Consider the following 22,102-nt stretch of genomic DNA (forward strand, 5'->3'; position numbering starts at 1 on the left):
GAATTTTATTTATTTGTTGCTTTACTATACGAATTGCCTTTTGAAATTAATAGCCGATATTATGAATAGACTCATTTTTTTTAAAACAATTTTACTTTCTTTTTTAATATTTCATACAGGTTTCTCATCAGCACAAATAGCAGACTTGAGTAAAGCTTCCATTATTGCTTCTTCAACAATAGCACATCCCGTAAGAGAAACAGCGATACGGGTTTTGCAGGAGGAAGTAGCTCAACGCACTTCCATTAATCTCCGGCTTATCTCAGGATTTGAAAACACCCAGGTTATTGTTTTAGCATCAATAAAAGATAATGAAATAAGCGGTGTACGCGTGCCCAAACGCGATGGCAAAAATCTGCCTGAAACGAAAGCCGAAGGATTCAGGATTGTTTCTGAAAAAATGAACGGAAAGCAGATTCTTTGGTTGATTGGCGCAGATGAAAGAGGAATCATTTTTGCCATCGGCGAATTTCTTCGCAAAGCAGAACTTTCGCCCAAAAAGATTTTATTTAACACGAAAAATGAGATAGCTACTTCACCTGAATATACTTACCGTGGCCACCAGCTTGGCTACCGCAATACGGCTAATTCGTGGGACGCATGGACGGTAGACCAGTTTGACAAATACATCCGCGAGCTGGCTTTATTTGGAACAAACAGTATTGAAAATATTCCCTTCCAGGATGATGACCCCGGCCCGAACATGAAAGTGCCGCGCGAGGAAATGAACCGGAAGATGAGTGAAATATGCAACAACTACGGGCTTGAATATTGGGTTTGGACGCCTGCTGATGTTGACTTGTCAAAACAAGATTTGTTTGAGGCTGAAGTAAAAAAACATGCAGCCTTTTATAAAGAATGCCCGCGGCTCGACGGCGTTTTTTTCCCCGGAGGCGACCCCGGCGAAAATGACCCCAAATACGTAATGCCCTTTTTAAAACGAATTGCCGCGGAATTAAAAAAGTATCATCCTCATGCAGGCCTGTGGATTTCCCTGCAAGGTTTTAATAATTCGCAGGTAGATTATTTTTTCAAATATTTAAAAGATAACAACCCTGAATGGCTCACCGGCGTTGTAACGGGCCCTTCCAGCCCCGATCTTGCGCAAACGAGATTCAGGCTGCCCAAAAGATATCAGCATATTTCCTACCCCGACATCACACATACGGTTCGGTGCCAATACCCGGTGCTAAATTGGGACCAGGCCTATGCACTCACGGAGGGGCGCGAAGTTTGTAATCCGCAACCATTTTATTATGCGCAAATCCACAACCGCTATGCTCCTTTTACGGATGGATTTATTTCTTACTCTGATGGTGTTCATGATGATGTAAATAAAATTGTCTGGAGCCAATTGGGCTGGAATTCCCATACAGAAGTTACTGAGATTATTAAAGATTATGCCCGCTTCTTCTTTGGCGCTTCACTTGCAGAACCTGCAGCGAACGGGATTTTGGCTTTAGAGCGAAATTGGGTTGGCCCTTTGGAAGCCAACGGCGGAGTAGAAACCACCTTTTCTTTTTGGAAAAATCTCGAATCGAAAAATCCTCAACTACAAAATAACTGGCGCTGGCAACAACTCGTGATGCGATGCTATTACGATACCTATACGCGGCGCAGAAAAATTTATGAGCAAAGCCTTGAAGCTAAATCCAATGAGGTACTGAAAAAGGCCGGGGAAATAGGTTCAGACGTGGCAATGGATAGTGCGTTGCGCATCGTGAACGAAGCGGATAAAAATCCTGTTTCCCCTGACTTGCGCCAAAAAATTGTTAACTATTGCGCAGCACTTTTTAACTCGATAGGAATGCAAACCAGCGTGAAGAAATACAATGCAAGCGGCGCTGAGCGCGGTGCTATCCTGGATTTTCTTGATTACCCTTTAAACAACCGTTGGTGGCTCTCTGATGAATTTGCAAAAATTCGGCAGATGAAATCTGAGCAGGAAAAGCTTGCGCGTTTACAAATTATTTATACCTGGGATAATCCCGGACCCGGAAGCTATTATGACGATGTTTCGAACATTTCCAAAGAGCCTCATGTAAAGACGTGGTCAGACGATGCAACTGATGTAGCCTGGTGGGACAACGGTATGAGCAGAAAACGCCTGTCAACGCAATTATTTCAAAACTTTCCCAGGCTGGTGTATGAAGACCTGGACCCGAATGGATACTACCTGATTCGGATTGCCGGTTATGGAGAAGCGTTATTACGGGCAGATGGCTATCGGCTGCAGCCTCGTATCTATAATAAAGGATATGAAGAATTTAAAGAATTTGAAGTGCCGGTTCAATTAGTATGTGATGGAAAAATCGAAATCACTTTTGATGAACCCGAAGAATCACAATTAAACTGGCGGCAAAAATCCAAGGTTTGCGACGTATGGCTTTTGAAACAGAATTAATAAAAATAGCATGAGTTTAAAAACCAGCGTTGTAAAACAAAAGCTGCGCGAAGGAAAAATTTGTTTCGGAACGATGCTCCGGGTGCTGAAATCACCACAAGCCGTTGCATTGTGCGCTTCTGAAGGATGGGATTACATCATATTAGACACTGAACACAATGATTATAATTATGAAACGCTGGGTAGCTTTTCATTGGTAGCGAAGTACGAAAAAATGGGCTTATTCGTGCGCGTGCCCGACAAGCTCTATCACCAGATGGCGCAAATGCTTGATATTGGTGCAGAAGGTTTGATTTTGCCCCAGGTAAAAACGGCCGCCGAGGCAAGGCATATTATTGAATCGGTTAAATATGCGCCCATGGGCAAACGTGGGGTAAGTGTTTCCACTACCGCCACTTTATTCAGGGATTATTCAACGGATGAATATTTGGACTGGGCTAACCGCGAACTGATGACCATAGTTCAAATTGAAAGCGAAGAGGGCATTAACAACGCCGAAAAGATAATATCAACCCCTGGTATAGACGCGATAATGATTGGTCCGGCCGACCTTAGCAATGATATGGGTATTTCAGGCCAGTTGCACCATCCCCGCATGGAAGAAGCCTTCCGTGAAATAATCAATCAATGTAATAAATACGGCGTTGCTCCGGGGATCCATCTTTCCAATATGGAAGACGTAACCAAATGGACGAAGGAAGGAATGCGTTTTATTACTTACAGTTACGATACTAAATTTATCAAAGACGCTTATAAAAACGCATTGCTAAATCTTCGCGGTATTATGAATGAAAACAATTGAAAATAAAAATTCAACTTATTTATCTTTTTACTGATAACCTATTGACGCCTATTTATCAAAATCCGGGTAAGGTTTTCCTTTTCCTGTTTCACAAAGTAATTTCAGGCTTTTGAAGAAAAGTGCCCAATCAAAGCTGCACGATGCAAACTCGTTGCTGTATTCTTTCCAGCCATCGTGATGGAAGGTAAGGACAGCTCCTTTGGCAACTGCTTCCAGTTCAAACGTGAGTGTTGTTCCTATCCATTCCGAAAATGCTTTCAGGCAAAGCCATTTTACTTTACTGTAAGGCTTTAATTCTTCCACGCGCATTTCCTTAAAGTAATCAGGCCCGAAGCCAAATCTTAAAATGGTGCCTTTCTCAGCCTGGGCAATGGTATCCGGCGTCCACCAGCCCGCAAGCCCTTGCTGGGTGGTAAGCGCTTCATACACTTTTTCTACCGGCACCTTAATCAGCAGGCGGTGATAAATACTTTTTGTTTCGCGATTCTCTCCTACCGGTTTTTCCGGGGTTTCGTCTTGCAAGGAATCCTCTGGCGCTTCTTTCGGAGTTGCTTTTCCCTGTCCGGTGGTGATAAGATTTTTCAAACTATCCTGGATGTAATGTGTCCATGCATCATGGCAAATTTGATAACATTCATAATCCGGAACCAACCCAATGTGTGTAAACGTTAATTCTGTTTTTCCATTTTTACTAACAATATCGAATACTATATCCGTGTCTTTCCATTCGGTTTTATCTTCTGTGAATTTGAAATAATTTTCCATCACATGCCATGCTACTTTTTTATCCGGCACCAGTTCAGTGATTCTAATCCGGCAGCGATGCACATCCTGGTAATGATACAAAAATTCGCTGTTGGCTTTATTAGTATCTCCTTCAATATTTTCTGACCACCAGCCGCGCACATTATTAATTGCATCAAACACCTGTTTTGGAGACGCATCCACCATAAGTGTTGTAGAGAAATCGCTTTGTTTCATTTGCTATTTTTTATAAATGTGAAAATTATTTTCTTATACTTCTGTGGTTTCATACAAATAAATTTGCACCTTATCATCCTCAGCTAAAATTTTTCTGTCCTCCGCACATGCCCGCCCTTCCGGTGAAGCGAATGCTGATTTGATATCTTCCATGCTTGCAAAAACCAATTCCCCAATCAGGAAAACGTCCTGTCCGGAAATGACTGGCACGGGGCTTTGGCTCACTTTATATTTTATCAATCCCGGTAACTTTTTAGCCAAAGGAATGTGCACATCAAAGTAATGTTCAAGAAACGATTCCTTATCGCGAGGTGTTTTATAAATTACCATCATAGTAGCCATATTCAATTTTTTATCAAACAAAAGTATTGTCTTTAAAATACTTTTGAGGGCGGCAAAATGGACATTTTAAGGGGTTGTTTTGGACATGTGGATTTTTTAGCTTTGTGATGAATATTTAAAGCTCTTCCAATGAAACATCTTACCATTTTAGTTCCGGATTCACAGTCCGCGCTCAGCACCGTTTCCTGCATTGCCGGGGCTTACGATTTCTTTTCACGTGCAAATCATTACCGAAAGATTAACGGACAAAAAGAACTGTTTAAAATTGTTCTTGCAGGCCTTACAGATGAAGCAGAAATCGGCAACGGCCTTATGGCTATCCGTCCGCAAACTTCTATTGATGATGTGCCCGCCACCGACCTGATTATTATTCCCGCGATAGCACATGATTTTCAAAAATTGTCGGCAAATAACAGCCTGCTGATGGATTGGACGGTGAAGCAATATAAGAATGGTGCGGAAGTGGCAACGATGTGCACGGGCGCTTTCATGCTTGCCTCTTCTGGCTTACTGGATGGAAAAAGTTGTTCGATTCATTGGAATTCGGTAGATAAATTAAGGAGCCTTTTTCCTCTGATAGATGTAAAAAAAGACAAGCTCATCACAGACGAACAGGGAATATATACCAACGGTGGCGCTTATTCTTTTTTAAATCTTTTAATTTATCTCGTTGAAAAATATTATGGCCGTGAAACTGCTATCTATTGTTCTAAAATTTTCCAGGTAGAAATTGACAGACAAAACCAATCGGCCTTTACTATTTTTAATGGCCAAAAATCGCATGGCGATGACATTATAAAGCAGGCTCAGGAATTTTTTGAAGATAATTTTCTTGAAAAAATATCGGTGGAAGAAGTATCTCAAAAATTTGCTGTAGGAAGAAGAAACTTTGACAGAAGGTTTGTAAAAGCAACCGGCAATACGCCCATTGAATATCTACAAAGAGTAAAAGTAGAATCAGCAAAAAAATCTTTTGAAACCACACGAAAAACAGTGAGTGAAGTAATGTATGAATCAGGCTACAACGACATGAAAGCCTTTAGGGAAGTGTTTAGGAAGGTTACCGGATTATCACCGTTGGAATACAAACACAAATACAATAAAGAAGCGCTGGTGTAAATCCTTCCACCTGTAAACTCATTGAAATTTTTTTTGAAATGTATCTATGATTTCTGCAAAAATTAATAAAAGAATCATGTAGCAAACGAAGAAATAATGCGGATTTATATTCTTACAAAATTGCACATTAATTTCTGAATACACCCGCTGCTAAAAAATTTGCATTCAAAAAAAGTAATAAAAACAGAATTCTCTTTATTTATTGCTTTACTGCTAAAAGTGTTTACGAAAATATTTTCGTTTATACATAACCGTTACCTATAAAAAACTTACGGAGCTTCAAATGCCTTTTTAAAGCTAATGCAAATCTCTTGTTACATTACTTCCCGAGCCACCCTGTAAAATATCCAGGTCGGCGCCTAAATTAGCTTGTTGAACATGGTCAATGTAAAATTTTACATAACCCCTGTTGGTGACCGGCGGTGGCGCAATCCATTTTTCTTTTCTCGCTTTTAATTCTTCATCGCTTACGTCGAGATGCAATTTTCTTTGTTCCACATCAAGTTCTATCATGTCGCCGTCTTTTACCAGTGCTAACGTGCCTCCGATAGCAGATTCTGGTGAAACATGCAACACGACTGTACCCGCAGCTGTTCCGCTCATTCTCCCATCAGAAATTCTGATGATGTCCCTGACGCCTTTTAATAATAATTTTTCGGGTAAATCTACATTGCCCACTTCAGGCATGCCCGGATAACCAACAGGGCCAACGCCTTTCAAAACTATCACACAATTTTCATCAATATCCAGTTCGGGATTATCAATGCGTGCATGATAATCTTCCATACTTTCAAAAACAACCGCACGCCCACGATGTTTCATCAGCTCTTTTGTTGCAGCCGAGGGCTTAATCACCGCTCCCTGCTCGCACAAATTGCCTTTTAATACAACCATGCCAGCGTGTTCCTGTAGCGGATTATCAAGCGTTGCAATCACTTCCTGGTTATAGCAAACCGGGTTCACGTTATTATCGCCAATAGATTTTCCATTTACCGTGATTGCATCGGTGTGTAAGTATTTTTTTAATTCCTTAATCACAACGGGTAATCCGCCGGCATAATAAAAATCTTCCATCAAATATTTTCCTGAAGGTTTTAGGTTCACCAGCAAAGGAATTTTACTTCCCAGCTTATCGAAATCTTCCATATCAAGCTCAACACCAATTCTGCCGGCAATGGCCAAAAGATGAATGATAAAATTTGTTGAGCCGCCAACCGCAGCATTTACCACTATTGAATTTTCAAAGGCATCCCTGGTAAGAATTTTTGAAAGTTTCAAATCCTCTTTTACCATCTCTACAATCCTTCTTCCACTCAGTTGCGCCATTACTTTTTTCCGGGAATCCACAGCCGGAATTGCCGCTGCGCCAGGCAGTGTTAGTCCTAACGCTTCTACCATACAAGCCATGGTGGAGGCCGTGCCCATCGTCATGCAATGCCCATTGCTTCTTGCTACGCCGATTTCCGCTTCATGTATATCTTCTGCAGTAAAATTTTCAACCAATACTTTTTCTTTTACCATCCAGTTGAAGGAACCGGAACCGATACATTCGCCTTTAAAACGCCCATTCAGCATAGGACCACCGGGAACAACGATGGTTGGCAAATCCACGCTGCACGCACCCATAACAGTGGAAGGCGTTGTTTTATCACAACCCGTAAGCAGCACGATTCCATCAAGTGGGTTGGCTCTTATGGTTTCTTCAACGTCCATGCTGGCGAGGTTTCTGAACAACATCGTGGTGGGCCGCATCAATGTTTCACCAAGGGAAGTAACAGGGAATTCCATGGGAAAACCGCCTGCTTCTACCACGCCTCTTTTTACTACCTCGGCAAAGTCGCGGAGATGCGCATTGCATGGCGTGAGTTCGCTCCATGTATTGCAAATGCCGATTACGGGCTTGCCCTGGAAATAATCATCCGGGTATCCCTGGTTGCGAAGCCACGAACGATGAACAAATCCCATCTTGTCTGATTTGCCAAACCAATCTGCACTTCTTAATTTTTTCATTGTTAGTCTTTTAATTTTTATTAATTATTTAGGTTGATGCCTCTTTATAAATTTAGCCACATCAATCATGGGCGCTATCCAGATGTCTTTTCATTTTGTTTTAAGAAATGCAAAAGCCTGCTGTGCGCGGCCAGCGAAATATTGATGTTGTGTTCGCCGCCCACTCCGTGAAAAAGAAAAACGAGCAACGTATGCGTTTTCATTGCTTTTTTGACCAACGCAATCATTTCATCGGCAGATGCTCCGTTCTCCATGTAGCAACCCACATTATTCAAGTTGACCTTATTAAGAGGCAACATCTCAGGCGTAACGCCACGGGCAGCCACGAATTTGTATTTCATATAATCAAGGTAAGCAGAATCATGAATTTTTGTATCGCCACACGGATACGCAAATGTTCTTTCCTCTTTTCCATCAATGGCTTTTAAAATATTATTCATGGCGAGAATTTCATTGTCCATTCTGTTCACTGTGTAAGTATGCAAATCATAATCGGGCTTTACAAAGTTTCTTCCGGGAAGGCTTCCGTCGCACGGATGCCAGATGGTGTGATTGCCGAGCTCGTGCCCTTCTGCTGCGGCTTTTCTCCATCCATCTATTTGTGCCTTTAGCCCGTCAAAATAATCCGAAATGTAAAAGGTTCCTTTCAAATCAAGAGAATCTAATGCAGGAATTACATTGGTTAAACCAATATTCAATCCATCATCATAAGTCAGCACCACCGCACATTTTTTATGATTCCATGTAGTATCGGTTTGCGAATAGGCATTACCGTTAGATAAAAAAAATATCAACAGAAACGGAATCGCTTGCCTGAGGCATAAATGATTTTTCATAATTATTTTATCGGGATTTCTTTTCATAATTCAGATTCTTATTTGCCCACGATATAAAATATTTAAAATTCGGTGCGTCAGTATGTCCGCCATCATGCTGGCGCCACGCAAGCTGTCCATCCAATAAACCAACATTTACGGGCGGCATATATTCTTGCATATAATCATTGCCAACGCCCAAATCTTTTGCACCCAATAATTTATAGGCTACTCCTGCTGCCACAATTGCCTTAAAACTGCCGCGATGGTCAAGCCAGTTGGCGTCGCCTTTTGCAGGAATGCCATAACTTAAAAACATGGGTCGCGGGGCGCACAAGGCAATCAATTCATGTGAATCAACGGGTAAATCGCAGCCTGTCATTTTTCCAAACTTTGATTTTTCGGCGCCATACTTTAAAAAGTTTCCTGCCATCCAATAAAACTCTCCACCGGTAAGGCTTTCAACGGCTTCGCCAAAGTTACGACGTAATAAGGTTGCACCACCTTTGCCGGGAGAGCCAACCAATGCGGTGGCGAAGCGCGGTTCAAATGCAAGCGTAACCAATGCAGCTTTCCCATACCGTGATACACCTTCAATTCCTACTTTTTTTGCATCAACCAGACTGTCCGTTTCGAGATAATCCAATGCACGTGCTGCGCCCCAGCTCCATGCCCTCAATGCACCCCAGTCATCGGGCTTGCGCGGTTGCCCTTTATTTATCAAACCTATAATTCCCTTGGTTAATCCATCGCCATTATCTGCCTGGATGCTGTTAGGGTCAATAGTACAATACCCCCAGCCCGCTGCCAGCAATTGTTCTGTAGGAGAAGCTTCGCCTGTTTGCGGTGCAAAGAAATTAATGGTGGTTTTTGTAATGGGCGAATAGGCAGGATATTTATCAAAAATCTTTTTTACTTCCGGATTGGCTTTTATCATCATTTCTTTGAACGTGGCATTCAATATTTCCATGTCATCATTGGAAGGCTGCGCCGGTGAAGGGAACGATGGCTGGCCAAACATCATCAGCACCGGAACAGGGCCTTTCACATTCATTGGAATTACCAGCATCATTTTAATATCCACATTGATGAGCGGATAAGCGCTGTTGTCCACATGACCAACAATTTCTTTTGCAATAACCGGTATAAATCCCCGCCGGATAAATTCGCGGTCGGTAACTTTTACCGTCCATTTTACTTCAGGAATATTTTTAGGAATTCTTCCATATACTTCGCGTTCGTAATCTTCTACAATTTCGGGCCGCCGCACCTTCCACCACATTTCGGGGGTAGTAACCTTCTTTCCATTTTTTGTGGTAAGAATTTCGGGAAGCTTCGGACAAGGGTCTGCTTTCGTCGTATCATAATTTGCATGATTCGGCGCCAATTCATTGCCACTCGGCCCCGGCCGTAGTGATGTGATGCCTAACTGCTTCATCATGTTTTCCTGATTCTGCTGCGCAGTGAAATTTACAGGTTTTGGATAGGAAATGCCATTAATGGTTGTGTCTTGTGCAATAAGAAATTTGGAAAGTATTATCGCAATTGAAAAAAGAAAAAACTTTTTCATGTGTTAATTTTATATATGGCCTAAGAATTTTTATTAAGCTATGATTCAAAATATTTCCCAGTTAATGTTTCGATAGGCTCAACATGACAGAAAGATGTCAGCCTGAGCTTGTCGAAGGCGGGTTTGTCTTTCAGATGCATTATTCATACTTATACAATTTCACTTTCTGAATTCCCCATTCACCCACAGGAATTCGGACGTGCCTGCCCTGGTGGTCCTGGTCGCCGTTCATTCTTCTTCCCGGAATCCATTTACCATTTTTATAAATTCCTTCTTCCGCCTGTAAAATTCCGGCTGATTTATTATTGGTATTATTTATAGTAAATGTAACAACCACGCCGGTTCCGGCAACGATAAAATTATTCTCATTCTCCTGGATTATAATTGCGCCGCTCATTGGCCAATCAGGATTTTTTGCTTCGGGCGACCACCCCAAAGTGTAATCATGTGAAACAGTAAGTTTATAATTTCCTAAAACGATTTCCTGTTTTTTTGTTGATGTATCGAGCAATACACCATCCATTTTTCCTGTGCCACTATACTTTAAAATCTCGGGTGATAATTGTGATAAAATAGAATAGCTCTCGCCTTCCGGATGTTCTGTTGATTCGATTGAGAAGGGAGAGAAACCCATCGCCTGGGAATGGCCAATTGCATAGAAAACTTTGGCTGCATTGGAAGGTTCAAAGCGTATTTCAGGAATGAATAATGGATTGTTTCTTCTCGTGTACAAATCGCAATAATGCTTGAAATATGGATTGTAAAAATCAGGTGATAAGAAATCAATTGCGGGAGCGGCTGCCTGCCAGATATCCATCAGATGCGGCAATGGTCCTGCACTGGGATATTGGCCGGGTTGCACATTTCGATAATTCAATGCGGCATTAACGTACATGGATACACGAAATTCTTTTTTTCCTGCTTCTGCAACCGCGTTGGTATATTTTGCATAATACCATGCCTGGAATAATTCATCAGTTGCAAGACTTTTGCCAAATACATTTTCCCAATTTCCTTTTGTTGCAAAATTTGTTTTTTTCCAATGCTCTTTTAATTCCGGAACGATAGAATCTTTATTTACAATCAAATAATCCATCAGTTCTTTTGGCACTTCATTGTTAAAAGCTTTATTGGCATCGGCTGTGTATTCTCTTGCTTCAGTAAGCATTCCAATTTCATTTTCTACCTGCACCATTATCACTGTTTGTGATTGGTCGGTTTCTTTGATGTGTTTCATCAATTCAGAAAAAGCCTTCTTGTCTGCATCCAGATTATTTTTGCTGAAAGCAGAAAGTATTTCTAATCCCTTTCCGGTACGGTCCTGCGCACGTGGAAAACGTTTTTCGTTTGTTTTAATCCACGCTGGCGCATAACAACTCATGCTGTTTTTCCAGGACCCAAACCATAAGAGAATTACTTTCAAATTATTTTTGCGACTCGTATTGATAATGCTGTCTATTAAAGTGAAATCAAATTTTCCTTCTTCCGGCTCCATTAAATCCCAATATGCAGGAACAAGAATCGTGTTCAAATTCATTGCCTTAAATTTCTTCCAAAAAGGTCGCATGTAGTCAAGGCTTGATGCAGTTGAATTTCCCAATTCACCGCCAAGGATTAGAAACGGATTTCCATCAACAATTAATTGTTGTGAAGTGCCTTTCTTTTGCAGATGAGGAATAGATTGGCTATACGGTTTCGAATAGCACAGTAAAAGAACAAATAAGCTGAAAAAGTAATTTCCACTGATTAATTTTTTCATAGAGTATTTTTATTCGTCCGTTCTGAAAGGCGCTGCGGGCAAGCCTTCCTTATTTATCAAATTAGGATTTACCGGCATATCCGCCCAGGCATAACGAACATACTTTGGATTCGGTACATCTTCATTCGACACGATTATTTTATCGCCATCAATTTTTGCGTCAGCCCATACAAATTTTTTATCTTCTCCTGCAATAGCAAATTCAGCAGGAGCTTCGCCATCGTTGGTACTTAGTCCGGTGCCTGTATGTGTAAAGGAAATAATGATTTTATCACCTTCAATTTTCGAAGATTGATATAACGGTCCTGAGTACACGATATTTTCTCCATAAGCAATTTTTTCGGCTGCAAGTGCAAGCCTGTCACCAACGGGTTTCTTACGGTCAGGATGAATATCGTTCCACTCACCGAGGTCAATCGCAACCGCCATGGCGGTGTTGGGCACGGATAAGGATTTTGCCTGCGCTTCTCTAAACAGCGCCCACTGGCTTTCTGAAGGAAGATAATTGTAATCCCCAAAGCCGGGAAGCTGCACAAATAAAAATGGCAAATCCCCTTCGTTCCATTTACTTCGCCAATCGGTAATCATCGCCGGTTGCAGCTTTGCATATTCATCCGGTTTGCCGGTATTGCTTTCACCCTGGTACCAGACAAATCCTTTAATCGCATAATTAATCAAAGGCGCAATCATTGAATTGTATAATGCAGTCGGTTGATTTTGCAACGCAATACCAAAACCACCAAAACCTCTGCCCCCAAGGCGCGGCTCATTTAATAATCCAACTTTATATTGCCAGTAACCTGTTAAATCAACAGTATCATTGCCCGCTATTAATTCATACGGTTTATCAGGAACGAATCCACCTTTGCCAAAATTGTTCGTAACACGCACCACAAATAAATTTTTCCCCGGTTTCAAAACACCCTCTGGAACGGGATAACGGCGTTGCGGGTACATGTAACCGGTAGAGCCAACTTTAGTTCCATTGATGTACAATTCATCTGCATCTACAATTCTGCCCATAAAAACCTTTGCAGGAACATTCGTCATGGAAGCTGGCACATCAATTTCCCGGCGATACCAAATAACGCCATTTAAATTTTTTGCGCCCTCATCTGCCCAAAACCCGGGAACAGCAATCCGGTGCCATTCTTTTGGTTGATAAGAAGGAGAAAACCATTTTTCTTCCATGCCTTTATCTTCCGGCCTTTTAATTTTTCGCGCAGCCTCAAAAACTTTTCGGTTGACGCTATTTACGTAGGCCGTGTCTTTATTTTTTTCTATTGTTTTTAAAATATCAGGAAATGATTTTAAACTTTCTTCACTCATCATAGACTCAATAGGCACGCCGCCCCAGCTTGCATTGATGATACCAATAGGCACATGATATTTTTGATATAAATCCTTTGCGAAAAAATAGGCGACAGCAGAAAAGTCTGCGACATTTTCAGGATTCGCCCACTTCCATGAACCACCTGGTAAATCAGTTTGCGGGCTTACCAGGTTCGTTGTATTTGGAACCCAAAACTGTCTTATGTCCGGATAATTTGCGTTTGGAATTTCATCGGGATAAAACACGCTGTGCAGCTTCATTTGATGCACCATATTTGATTGTCCGGCACAAAGCCAAACATCACCCATCAAAATATCATGAAGCCTAATTTTGTTTTTGCCTGAGATGTCCATTGAATAAGGCCCTCCGGCTTTCAAAGGCAATAATTGCACTTGCCATTTTCCATCATTACCAGTAGTTGCTCTGTAAGTTCTACCATTAAATTTTACGGTTACTTTTTCACCTTTTGATGCCCAGCCCCAAATATTAATTTTGGCATCGCGTTGCAAAATCATACTGTCCCGGATAATTTGAGGAAGCTTTACCTGTGCATTGACATTGTATGTTATAATAAAACAAAAACCAATCGTAATTAATTTCTTCATTTTATTATTATTTGACTTTTTTCACAAACTGGCTGGAACCATATTGATTCAATTGAAAGCCGGAAACATGTCCTTTCTCATCTTTCACAAAATGTAAGTTTAGAAAAGATGAAATGATATAAAAATCCGTTTCAGAAGCTGCTAATAATTTGAATGAATTATTTCCCGCAGATGCTGTGAGTAAGCCTCCATCAGGCTTTACATTCACAGTCGTTCCGTCATTTAATTTGTAAATGCCGGTATATTGCTGTAGAATATTTGAAGATAATTCTATGGAAGGGCGTTTGAAAACAAATTGCAACCCTTTTTCATAACCAATTCCTTTTGTGCCGGAATGGCCCGTGTTTTCAAAGACTTTACTTTCAATTTGTAAATTGGAATAACGGCGATTATTTAAAAAAACAGTAAGCTTTTCATAATCCGGCACGCTTGTTTCAACGCCACCAACACACATAAATAATCTTGCCGGAGGATTGGATTTGTTTGCATGATATTGCTCTTCATATTTATACAAAATGTTGTTGTCCCACATGAAAGCAGGACTGGCGGCTACATAACGATTAAACATTTCGGGATGCGTAAATAAAGTGTACATCGTAAACAATCCACCGAGCGAACAACCGATTAATGTTTTATCATTTTCATCAACACGATAATTTTTTCCCACTAAAGGAAATATTTCATTTTTTATTACAGAAAGAAACTTATTAGCGCCGCCACTTTGCGGCAAACGCTTCTCATTTGTTGGTGTATAATCTCTGGCTCTTAAACTGTCAGGATTTGGATAACTGCCGCCCCATGTAATTCCAACAACTATTACTTCGGGAATAAATCCGTCATAATATTGTTGTCCGTATAAAGCCGTCAGCAAAGGGAAATCCCACTGCGAATCCATCAGGTAAACAACAGGATATTTTTGATTGCTCTTATTATAGCTTGCAGGCAATGAAATTTGCAAAGCATATTCCTGTCCGTTCACAATTGATGAAGTAAAGTTTCTTGTTTGCGAGCCTGGAATAGTTACTTCAGTTGATTGCCCAATCATTATTTCTGCAAGAAATAGCGAAAGCGCAATGAGCAATAATTTTTTCATTTGTTATAATTCTTTTTGTAAAAATTCTTCTTCAGATGATTGATGTTAAATCAGTAAGCAAACAAATAATCAGAATTTTAATTTGCAAACGCTGTTTCTAAACCAATGCCTTGAAATCGCCGTATGGTTCTATTGTTTTTATAAAACCATTTTCATCATGAACCAATTTTGTAACCTTGATGGAACGCAAATGTGTAACTCCTTTACTCAAACTACTGTCGTGATAAAACAAATACCATTCATTTTCAAATTCAACAATGGAATGATGCGACGTCCAACCCACAACGGGATTTAAAATTTTACCTGCATATTCAAAAGGTCCATAAGGGTTATCACCAATGGCGTAACAAATAAAATGCGTGTCGCCGGTCGAATAAGAAAAATAATATTTGCCATTGTATTTATGCACCCACGATGCTTCAAAAAATCTTCTTTCCGTATCGCCTTGCAATAATGGTTTGTTATTTTCATCAACAATTAAAACGTCCCGTGGCTCCTCAGCAAATTCCAATAAATCACTCGTGAGTTTTGCGACTTTTGCACAAAGCGCAGGCTCATTATCTTTTGGCAAATGCGCTGTCGGGCTTTCAGGTTGTGTTGCATTGAAACTACCGTCGCGCCAGCGTTGTAATTGCCCGCCCCAGATGCCGCCGAAATACATATAATAACTTCCCTGTCTGGCTGGGCCATCCAGGCAGGCATCATCGTCTTTAAAAACAACGGGGTCTATTGAAAAACTTTTTTTAATTGCTTCTGGTTCTGGCGAAAAAGGACCAACAGGTGAATCACTAACGGCTACCCCTATACGAAAAATTCCTTCATAATCTTTCGCAGGAAAAAAGAGATAATATTTTCCATTTTTTTCTGCTGCATCCGGCGCCCACATTTGTTTTTCAGCCCAGGGTACATCGTTTACGCGCAAAGCAACACCGTTGTCTTTTGCTTCCCTTTCCGGTGAATCCATCGAGATGACATGATAATCTTCCATGGCAAAATGACTTCCCAAATCATCAAATGCATCGCCGGCATCTATATCATGAGAGGGATAGATATATATTCTTTCATTAAATACGTGTGCGGAAGGATCTGCTGTAAAGATGTTTTTAATTAGCGGTTGCGATATGGCTTTCTGATTCAGCTCATCAAAATCAATATGTTGAATACTTTGTTCAGGCATGATATGATTCTTTAAAATTTTAATTTATTCTTTCCTTCTTTTTAATAAATCACTTTCAATCTTTACTTCCATCTTTTTATTTATTTGATAAAAAAACAACAAACCCGCGCCGATTAAAAAAGGTATGGATGGATAGATGCTTACTAACATTTGAGTTCCGTGAATGGCTTGTGTAGATTGTACATCACTGTTTGGCACGTAATGATACAATCCTAAAATCCATGTGAGCAAAGCACCGCCAATACTGAGCCCTGCCTTCAAACCAACCATCATTGCTGAAAAAATAATTGCGGTTGCACGGCGGTTATTTTTCCATTCGCTATAATCGGCGACATCCGCAATCATAGCCCACAACAACGGAATGGTAAGGCCGTAAAAAAATCCATGTAAAATTTGAGAAAGAAAAATTATGCCTACGGCTTTTGGCGGATAAAAAATAAACGCTAATATGAATAAAGTAGAAATGAATAAGCAAATTCCAAACACATCTCTTTTACCATATTTATCTGCAAATCTTTTTGAGAGCATAATCCCGACAATCATAAAAATAATGCCGCCGGCATTGAATAAGCCAAAGCCTGCAGAAACAGGGTCTTCACCAAAAAAGTTTAAGCCGACGTTGGAAAGAAAATGTGTGATTGGATTTATAAAATTGGTTAAGCTTTCTTTGTCAACATAATTTTTAAAATAATAAACATAGCCACCGCCTTTCATTGCAAGCGTGATAAACACTAATGTCGTAAGCACCAGCATTATTATCCATGGTTTGTTTTTTGACAAATCCGACAGGTCTTCTTTTAAAGTTGATTTCTGTTCCGGCTTTGGAACAATCCGTTCTTTTGTTGTGAAAAAAGTAATCAGCAGCATGGCCGTTCCGATGATTGCCAGCCATGTCATTACTTTTTCAATACCCACCGATTTGTCGCCACCACCTGCGGTTTCAATGATGGATAGCATAAATACCTGCACAAAAAATTGTGCAAACATCACCGCTACAAAACGATAAGAAGACAAACTGTTTCTTTCTTTCATATCGCCGGTAATAACGCCGCTCAATGCCGAATAAGGCAAGTTGTTTGCCGCATATAAAAGCAACAACAGAGTATAAGTAACTACTGCATAAATCATTTTTCCTTTGTAAGAAAAATGCGGTGTGCTGAAAGCCAGCAACGCAATCACTCCAAGCGGAATGGCAGTAAATAAAATCCATGGCCTGAATTTTCCCCACCGGGAGCGGGTTCTGTCGGCCATCGCGCCAATCAGCGGATTGAAACCAAACGCTGCAACCAGCCCAACTGTCAAAATGATAACAGATGCGTCAGCAGGTTTCAGGCCATAAATATCCGTATAAAAATAGGCGAGATAAGTCACCAAGGTTTGAAACACCAGGTTGGCAGCAAGGTCGCCCAGGCTGTAGCCAACTTTTTCCAAAACAGATAATTTCTGTGAATGTATTGGCAACTTAGCAGGTGCTGTTTGCTCAACTAATGTTACATCTGCGGCGCTCATAAATTGTTATTTTAATTTGATAAACTTAATTGTTTTTTGCTGTCGCAATCACGCTGAAAAATGCGGGCTTCGGTTTGAAGTTCCTGTCAAACAATAATGGATAATTAGTGCGTCCGCGAATAGGAAATCCGTTCAACCATGATTCACCATCATTCACCCCCCAGAAGGTTACGCGACTAATATCTCTTTTATATTTCATAAAAAGAGTAAACAAATCTGCATACGATTTTGCCAATAATTGCTGAGCAGAATCGGGAAGACCATTTGTGTAAGGATTCATTTTTTCGCTTCCTTGTGCTGTTGCACCTACATCTGCTGTGGTTTTATCCCACGGATTTGGAAGCACACTTAAATCGAGTTCAGTGAACATCACTTTTATACCCAAAGCAGAAAATTCTTTTATACTTTCTTCAATATCTTTCATCGGAACATCGCCTGATTTCCAGTGGCCTTGTATGCCAACGCCATCAATGCGCACACCTGCCGCCTGTATTTTTTTTATCAAGGCAATGGCACCGGCTCTTTTCCCTGGTTGTTCAATGTTGTAATCGTTGTAATACAACTTTGAATGTGGCGTTGCTTTTTGCGCTAAACGAAAAGCCTCAACAATATAATTATCACCAAGTTTGTCTAAAAAAATATCCTTGCGCAAAGTGCCATCTTCATTCAGTGCTTCATTCACCACATCCCAGGAATCTACTTTTCCATCATAGCGGCCAGCCACTTTAGCAATGTGATTTTCAAAATACTGTTTTACAGAATCTGCACTTTGCATATGACGCATAAAGGCAGGCAATTGACTGTGCCAGATAAGATTGTGCGCGTTTATCTTGATGTGATTTGTCTTTGCAAATGCAACCAGTTTATCAGCAAGTGTAAAATCATATGTGTCCCAGCCGGGATGAATAACTTCAGCTTTCATACAATTTTCAGGAGTGACCGAATTGAATTGTTGTTTGATTATCCTTACTGCTGCCGTATCTTTTCCTTCTATTTGCCATGCATTCATAGCAGTGCCGATTAGAAAATCTTTTCTAAATGCTTCTTTTAATGAAGGGGTTTGTGCGATTGCAGTACCAGCAAATAATATTGCTGAAACGGGAAAAATGAGTGAGAGTTTTTTTATCATGGCTAATTGTTTTTAGATTTCAAAAGTGTTTCCTGCGGCCCAAGATAGCTTGGCTTTAATCCGCCAAAGTCAAGAACTATTTTTTGTAAAATCACAGCGGGGCTTATCATCCAGTATTTGATAATGTGCCTTCCGGATTTTGAAATTTCATGCTGCGTTGTTTTAATAATAATATTATTGGAAACCCATTTGCCCCACGTTCTTTCATTTTTGTCGTCTTTATTGATAGAGATGATTTGTGGCTTTTCATTGTCAATGGAAATGGCATATTGTAAACCAAGGCTGTCATTTTTAAAATTTAGTGTCGGCGAGAAATAAGCATCCAGTTTTACGGTTCCTGTATCATAAACATACATTTCATATTGCAGGTATGGGTTACCGTTAGTAAGCGTTTTTTCATCAGCGGTTACAGGAAAAGTTGTGACACCATCGCCGTCTTTTCCAATGCCCGGAATAACTTTCCATTTTATTTGCCTGTCTGCCGGCGAGGCAGGTTTGTTTACTGCTTTCGAATAATTGGCCGCTTCAATAGACACATAACCATTTTTTTCATAAAAGATATTTCCCTTTGCATCTTTTGGAATAAGGTTTACAGCGGTTTTATCTTTTACATCAATTTTAACACTTTCATCTTTTTTTGCATTATCTGAAATGTATTTTACTTCCGGCATTTTATTAAAGCGCGGTTGCTGCCAGTAAGTGTAACCGATATGGGTTTGGTCCATCATGTGATTCCATTTTCCATTTGCTAATTCGTGATTGTACTGGTAGGAAAGTAGTGAATCTGTCTTGTAAAATCCCTTCGCTTCATCAGCATATTTATTAGCTGCTATATTATTTTCAGAAGCAAGCATTCTGTTTTTTGCAACAGCAACATATAACTCATTCAAATTCACAAACGCTTTTACCGGGAAAAGTACCAGTTCAAAATAAGCATCTTTATATGCAGACGGCAATTCATTGTTTATTTTTTCTGCTTCGGCGACAAGTTGTTGATATTGATTGATAACTCTGTCTGCTTCATTATAAGCAGTGAGGCTGTAAGTTTCAGGGGATAATAATTCTGGTTTTCTTCCCGAAATATATTGGGAATATTTTTGAAGAACATCTCCAATTTGTTTTCCAAAATTTTCGCCAAATTGTTTGGAAGCCCATTCTCTATAATAATTTCCAATATTGTCAACCGTAATTTTATTTGGATTCCACGCGTAATCTAAAAAGAAAGAAATAGGTAATTCCATCGGCTTTAAATCACCTACATTCACCACCCAAATTCTATCTATACCGTATGAATAAGCCAAATGCATTTGTTCCCAAACTCTCGCAATATTATTTGTATTAATCCATTTATAATTTCTTGGGCCACCTACATAATCAAAGTGATAATAAATTCCGTAACCGCCACTTCTGGGTTTTGCATTTAGTTTCGGAAGGCGCCGAAGATTTCCCCAGTTATCATCGCTGAATAATAAAGTAACATCGTCCGGCACACGCATTCCCTTATCATAATAATCCTGCACTTCTTTGTACAAAGCCCAATCCTGCGGCGTTTCTGAAGCCGGTTTTCCGGTTACTTCCTCAATTATTTTTCTTTGATTGGCAACAATATTTTCTAATAAATTAATAGCTGTTCCCTGTGTCATTGGCATATCACCATCGCCACGCATCCCAATGGTAACAATGCTTTCGTGATGGTCCATATTTTCAATTCCTTTTTTCCAGAAGGAATCCAGTTCCTGTTTATTTGTATCGTAATTCCATGCCCCTTTTCCATATCGTTTCCATTCCTGCTGCGCTCTCAGCATTGGTTCATGATGTGAAGTGCCCATTACAATTCCATACTTATTTGCGAGAATTGGATTTAACGTATCGTCATCATTAAAGGCATTGCCCCACATTGCAGGCCATAAATAATTCGCTTTTAATCTTAATAAAAGTTCAAACACTTTTTCATAAACATGATGGTTTACGCCGCCGAATTTTTCTTTTGCCCAGCCGGAAAAAGCGGGCGCTTCATCATTGATAAATATCCCGCGATATTTTACCAAGGGATGGTCTTGTAAAAAAATATTTTTATTTACAAAGATTTCTTTCTTCTTTTTTGCCGGAACATCGGCCCACCAATACCAAGGTGAAACCCCGATTTCTTTTGACATTTCAAAAACGCCATAAGCCGTACCGCGTTTATCACTTCCTGTAATCACCAAAGCCCGGTCAACTCCTTTAAAAGGATTTTTGATAATTTGAATTTGATATGCTTCCCATTTGTTTTTTATCGAATCAACGTTTATTTTTTTTGATTGAATTAATCGCTGTATCAAATCAGAACCATTTATAGAACCGATAATAATTACATCTTTTGCTTTTGAAGGAAGCTCATTGCTGGTTTCCGATTTTTTATCCGAAACCATTTGTACATCATTTTGAAAAAGAGAAACTGCTTTTTGAACGAGCCAATCATCATTTTTATCAGTATATATAGGAGTAGCAGCCTGAGAAACGATTGGAAAATTTTCATTTTCGCTTTTATCTGAAATAAAATTTTGTGCTGATAAATTTCTTATGAAAAAAATAAGGGACAATAAAATAAATATTCTTTTCATCCTGGCTTTTTGAAAAATTAAAAATGAAAAACCCCTTAAAACTTCCTTTACTGTAAAATCAAAATCCAATCGAATTGCCCCCATCTACGGGCAACACAACTCCTGTAATATAAGCCGACTCTGAACCTGCCAAAAACAACGCAGCATCTCCAATGGTTGAAGGCGCGCCCAATTCGCCCATCGGGGTTCTTGACAAAACTTTGTTCTTTCTTTCCGGGTCATTATTTAATGCCTTCCCAGACATTTCAGTCGCAATAAAACCAGGGGCAATACAATTTACCCGGATACCTTTTGGAGAGAGTTCCACCGCCATCGCTCGTGTCATTGCTTCTATCGCGCCTTTTGAAGCGCTGTACGCTATCACTTTTGGCAATCCATATTGCGAAGCCATGGAACTGATATTTACAATACTTCCGCTTTTATTTTCAATCATGTCTTTGACTACTTCACGGGAAATAGTAAAAATTGATTCAACATTCGTAAGCATTATTTTTTTAAAGTCTTCATCCGTTACTTCTGTAAATTCTTTCTTTAAATTAATGCCTGCATTGTTCACCAAAATATCAATATGTGAATATTTTCCAACGAGATCTTTTATAAATCCTGGAATAGCCGACAGATTATCGAGGTCAAATGATATCGCATCGCAAAGGTCGCCCAGCCGGCTTTTCGCGGATTTTAATTTTTCTTCATTACGCCCGATGATAATGGTAGCAATATTATTTTTTACAAATTTTTCTGCTATCGCAAAGCCAATCCCTGATGCGCCGCCGGTAACAATGGCAACCCTTTTTTGTTCATTTATTTCCATCTTATTTTATTTGTGGGTTTTGAAAAACTTTTCTAAAAAA

At 39.9% G+C, this 22,102-nt stretch carries 16 protein-coding genes; 3 read left to right on the plus strand and 13 right to left on the minus strand.

Going from position 1 to position 22,102, the window contains the following annotated elements; translation table 11 throughout:
- Positions 1–61 precede the first annotated feature (61 nt).
- Entirely contained in the window at positions 62–2,404 is a 2,343-nt protein-coding gene (locus EFY79_RS11125) for a hypothetical protein (protein WP_123120778.1), read from the plus strand.
- Between the two features lie 10 nt (positions 2,405–2,414).
- Entirely contained in the window at positions 2,415–3,206 is a 792-nt protein-coding gene (locus tag EFY79_RS11130; RefSeq protein ID WP_123120779.1) for an HpcH/HpaI aldolase family protein, read from the plus strand.
- 48 nt (positions 3,207–3,254) lie between these two features.
- Here the strand turns inward: EFY79_RS11130 and EFY79_RS11135 are convergent, their stop codons facing one another.
- Both EFY79_RS11135 and EFY79_RS11140 read right to left on the minus strand, forming a co-directional pair.
- Positions 3,255–4,187, minus strand: coding sequence for an SRPBCC family protein (locus tag EFY79_RS11135; protein ID WP_123120780.1), 933 nt, complete (start codon positions 4,185–4,187; stop codon positions 3,255–3,257).
- Between the two features lie 33 nt (positions 4,188–4,220).
- On the minus strand, positions 4,221–4,529 hold the full coding sequence (locus tag EFY79_RS11140; RefSeq protein ID WP_123120885.1) for an EthD family reductase: 309 nt from the start codon (positions 4,527–4,529) through the stop codon (positions 4,221–4,223).
- Between the two features lie 129 nt (positions 4,530–4,658).
- Here EFY79_RS11140 and EFY79_RS11145 point away from each other — a divergent pair, with 129 nt between their 5' ends.
- On the plus strand, positions 4,659–5,648 hold the full coding sequence (locus EFY79_RS11145) for a GlxA family transcriptional regulator (protein WP_123120781.1): 990 nt from the start codon (positions 4,659–4,661) through the stop codon (positions 5,646–5,648).
- A gap of 297 nt (positions 5,649–5,945) precedes the next feature.
- Here the strand turns inward: EFY79_RS11145 and EFY79_RS11150 are convergent, their stop codons facing one another.
- The 11 genes from EFY79_RS11150 to EFY79_RS11200 all read right to left on the minus strand — a co-directional run bounded on the left by EFY79_RS11150 (position 5,946) and on the right by EFY79_RS11200 (position 22,062).
- Positions 5,946–7,658: an IlvD/Edd family dehydratase gene (locus tag EFY79_RS11150; protein ID WP_123120782.1), complete on the minus strand. Its 1,713-nt coding sequence runs from the start codon at positions 7,656–7,658 to the stop codon at positions 5,946–5,948.
- A 74-nt stretch (positions 7,659–7,732) separates the two neighbouring features.
- A complete protein-coding gene (locus tag EFY79_RS11155) occupies positions 7,733–8,521 on the minus strand; it encodes a polysaccharide deacetylase family protein (protein WP_199727511.1) in 789 nt (262 codons plus the stop codon).
- Positions 8,502–10,043, minus strand: a complete 1,542-nt coding sequence (locus EFY79_RS11160; protein WP_123120783.1) for an alpha/beta hydrolase family protein — start codon at positions 10,041–10,043, stop codon at positions 8,502–8,504. Before EFY79_RS11160 ends, EFY79_RS11155 begins: the two co-directional genes overlap by 20 nt.
- Before the next feature lie 139 nt (positions 10,044–10,182).
- The gene (locus EFY79_RS11165; RefSeq protein ID WP_123120784.1) at positions 10,183–11,802 is read right to left on the minus strand and encodes a GH35 family beta-galactosidase; all 1,620 of its coding nucleotides are present in this window, start codon (positions 11,800–11,802) and stop codon (positions 10,183–10,185) included.
- Between the two features lie 9 nt (positions 11,803–11,811).
- Positions 11,812–13,740 (minus strand): sialate O-acetylesterase, encoded by a 1,929-nt coding sequence (locus tag EFY79_RS11170; RefSeq protein WP_123120785.1) that lies wholly within the window; start codon positions 13,738–13,740, stop codon positions 11,812–11,814.
- A 7-nt stretch (positions 13,741–13,747) separates the two neighbouring features.
- The gene (locus EFY79_RS11175) at positions 13,748–14,833 is read right to left on the minus strand and encodes an alpha/beta hydrolase-fold protein (protein WP_123120786.1); all 1,086 of its coding nucleotides are present in this window, start codon (positions 14,831–14,833) and stop codon (positions 13,748–13,750) included.
- A 97-nt stretch (positions 14,834–14,930) separates the two neighbouring features.
- Complete coding sequence (locus tag EFY79_RS11180; protein WP_123120787.1) at positions 14,931–16,010, minus strand: glycoside hydrolase family 43 protein; 1,080 nt, start codon at positions 16,008–16,010, stop codon at positions 14,931–14,933.
- A gap of 24 nt (positions 16,011–16,034) precedes the next feature.
- Positions 16,035–17,519 carry an MFS transporter gene (locus EFY79_RS11185; protein ID WP_199727512.1) on the minus strand — a complete coding sequence of 495 codons (1,485 nt, stop codon included), beginning with the start codon at positions 17,517–17,519 and terminating at the stop codon, positions 16,035–16,037.
- Positions 17,520–17,544: 25 nt separating this feature from the next.
- Positions 17,545–18,648 carry an endo-1,4-beta-xylanase gene (locus EFY79_RS11190; protein WP_123120788.1) on the minus strand — a complete coding sequence of 368 codons (1,104 nt, stop codon included), beginning with the start codon at positions 18,646–18,648 and terminating at the stop codon, positions 17,545–17,547.
- Between the two features lie 2 nt (positions 18,649–18,650).
- A complete protein-coding gene (locus EFY79_RS11195) occupies positions 18,651–21,251 on the minus strand; it encodes a glycosyl hydrolase 115 family protein (RefSeq protein WP_123120887.1) in 2,601 nt (866 codons plus the stop codon).
- A 58-nt stretch (positions 21,252–21,309) separates the two neighbouring features.
- Positions 21,310–22,062: an SDR family NAD(P)-dependent oxidoreductase gene (locus EFY79_RS11200; protein ID WP_123120789.1), complete on the minus strand. Its 753-nt coding sequence runs from the start codon at positions 22,060–22,062 to the stop codon at positions 21,310–21,312.
- Between the last annotated feature and the right edge of the window lie 40 nt (positions 22,063–22,102).

Origin of the sequence: Hanamia caeni (assembly GCF_003721595.1) — a bacterium.
Lineage (GTDB): Bacteria > Bacteroidota > Bacteroidia > Chitinophagales > Chitinophagaceae > Ginsengibacter > Ginsengibacter caeni.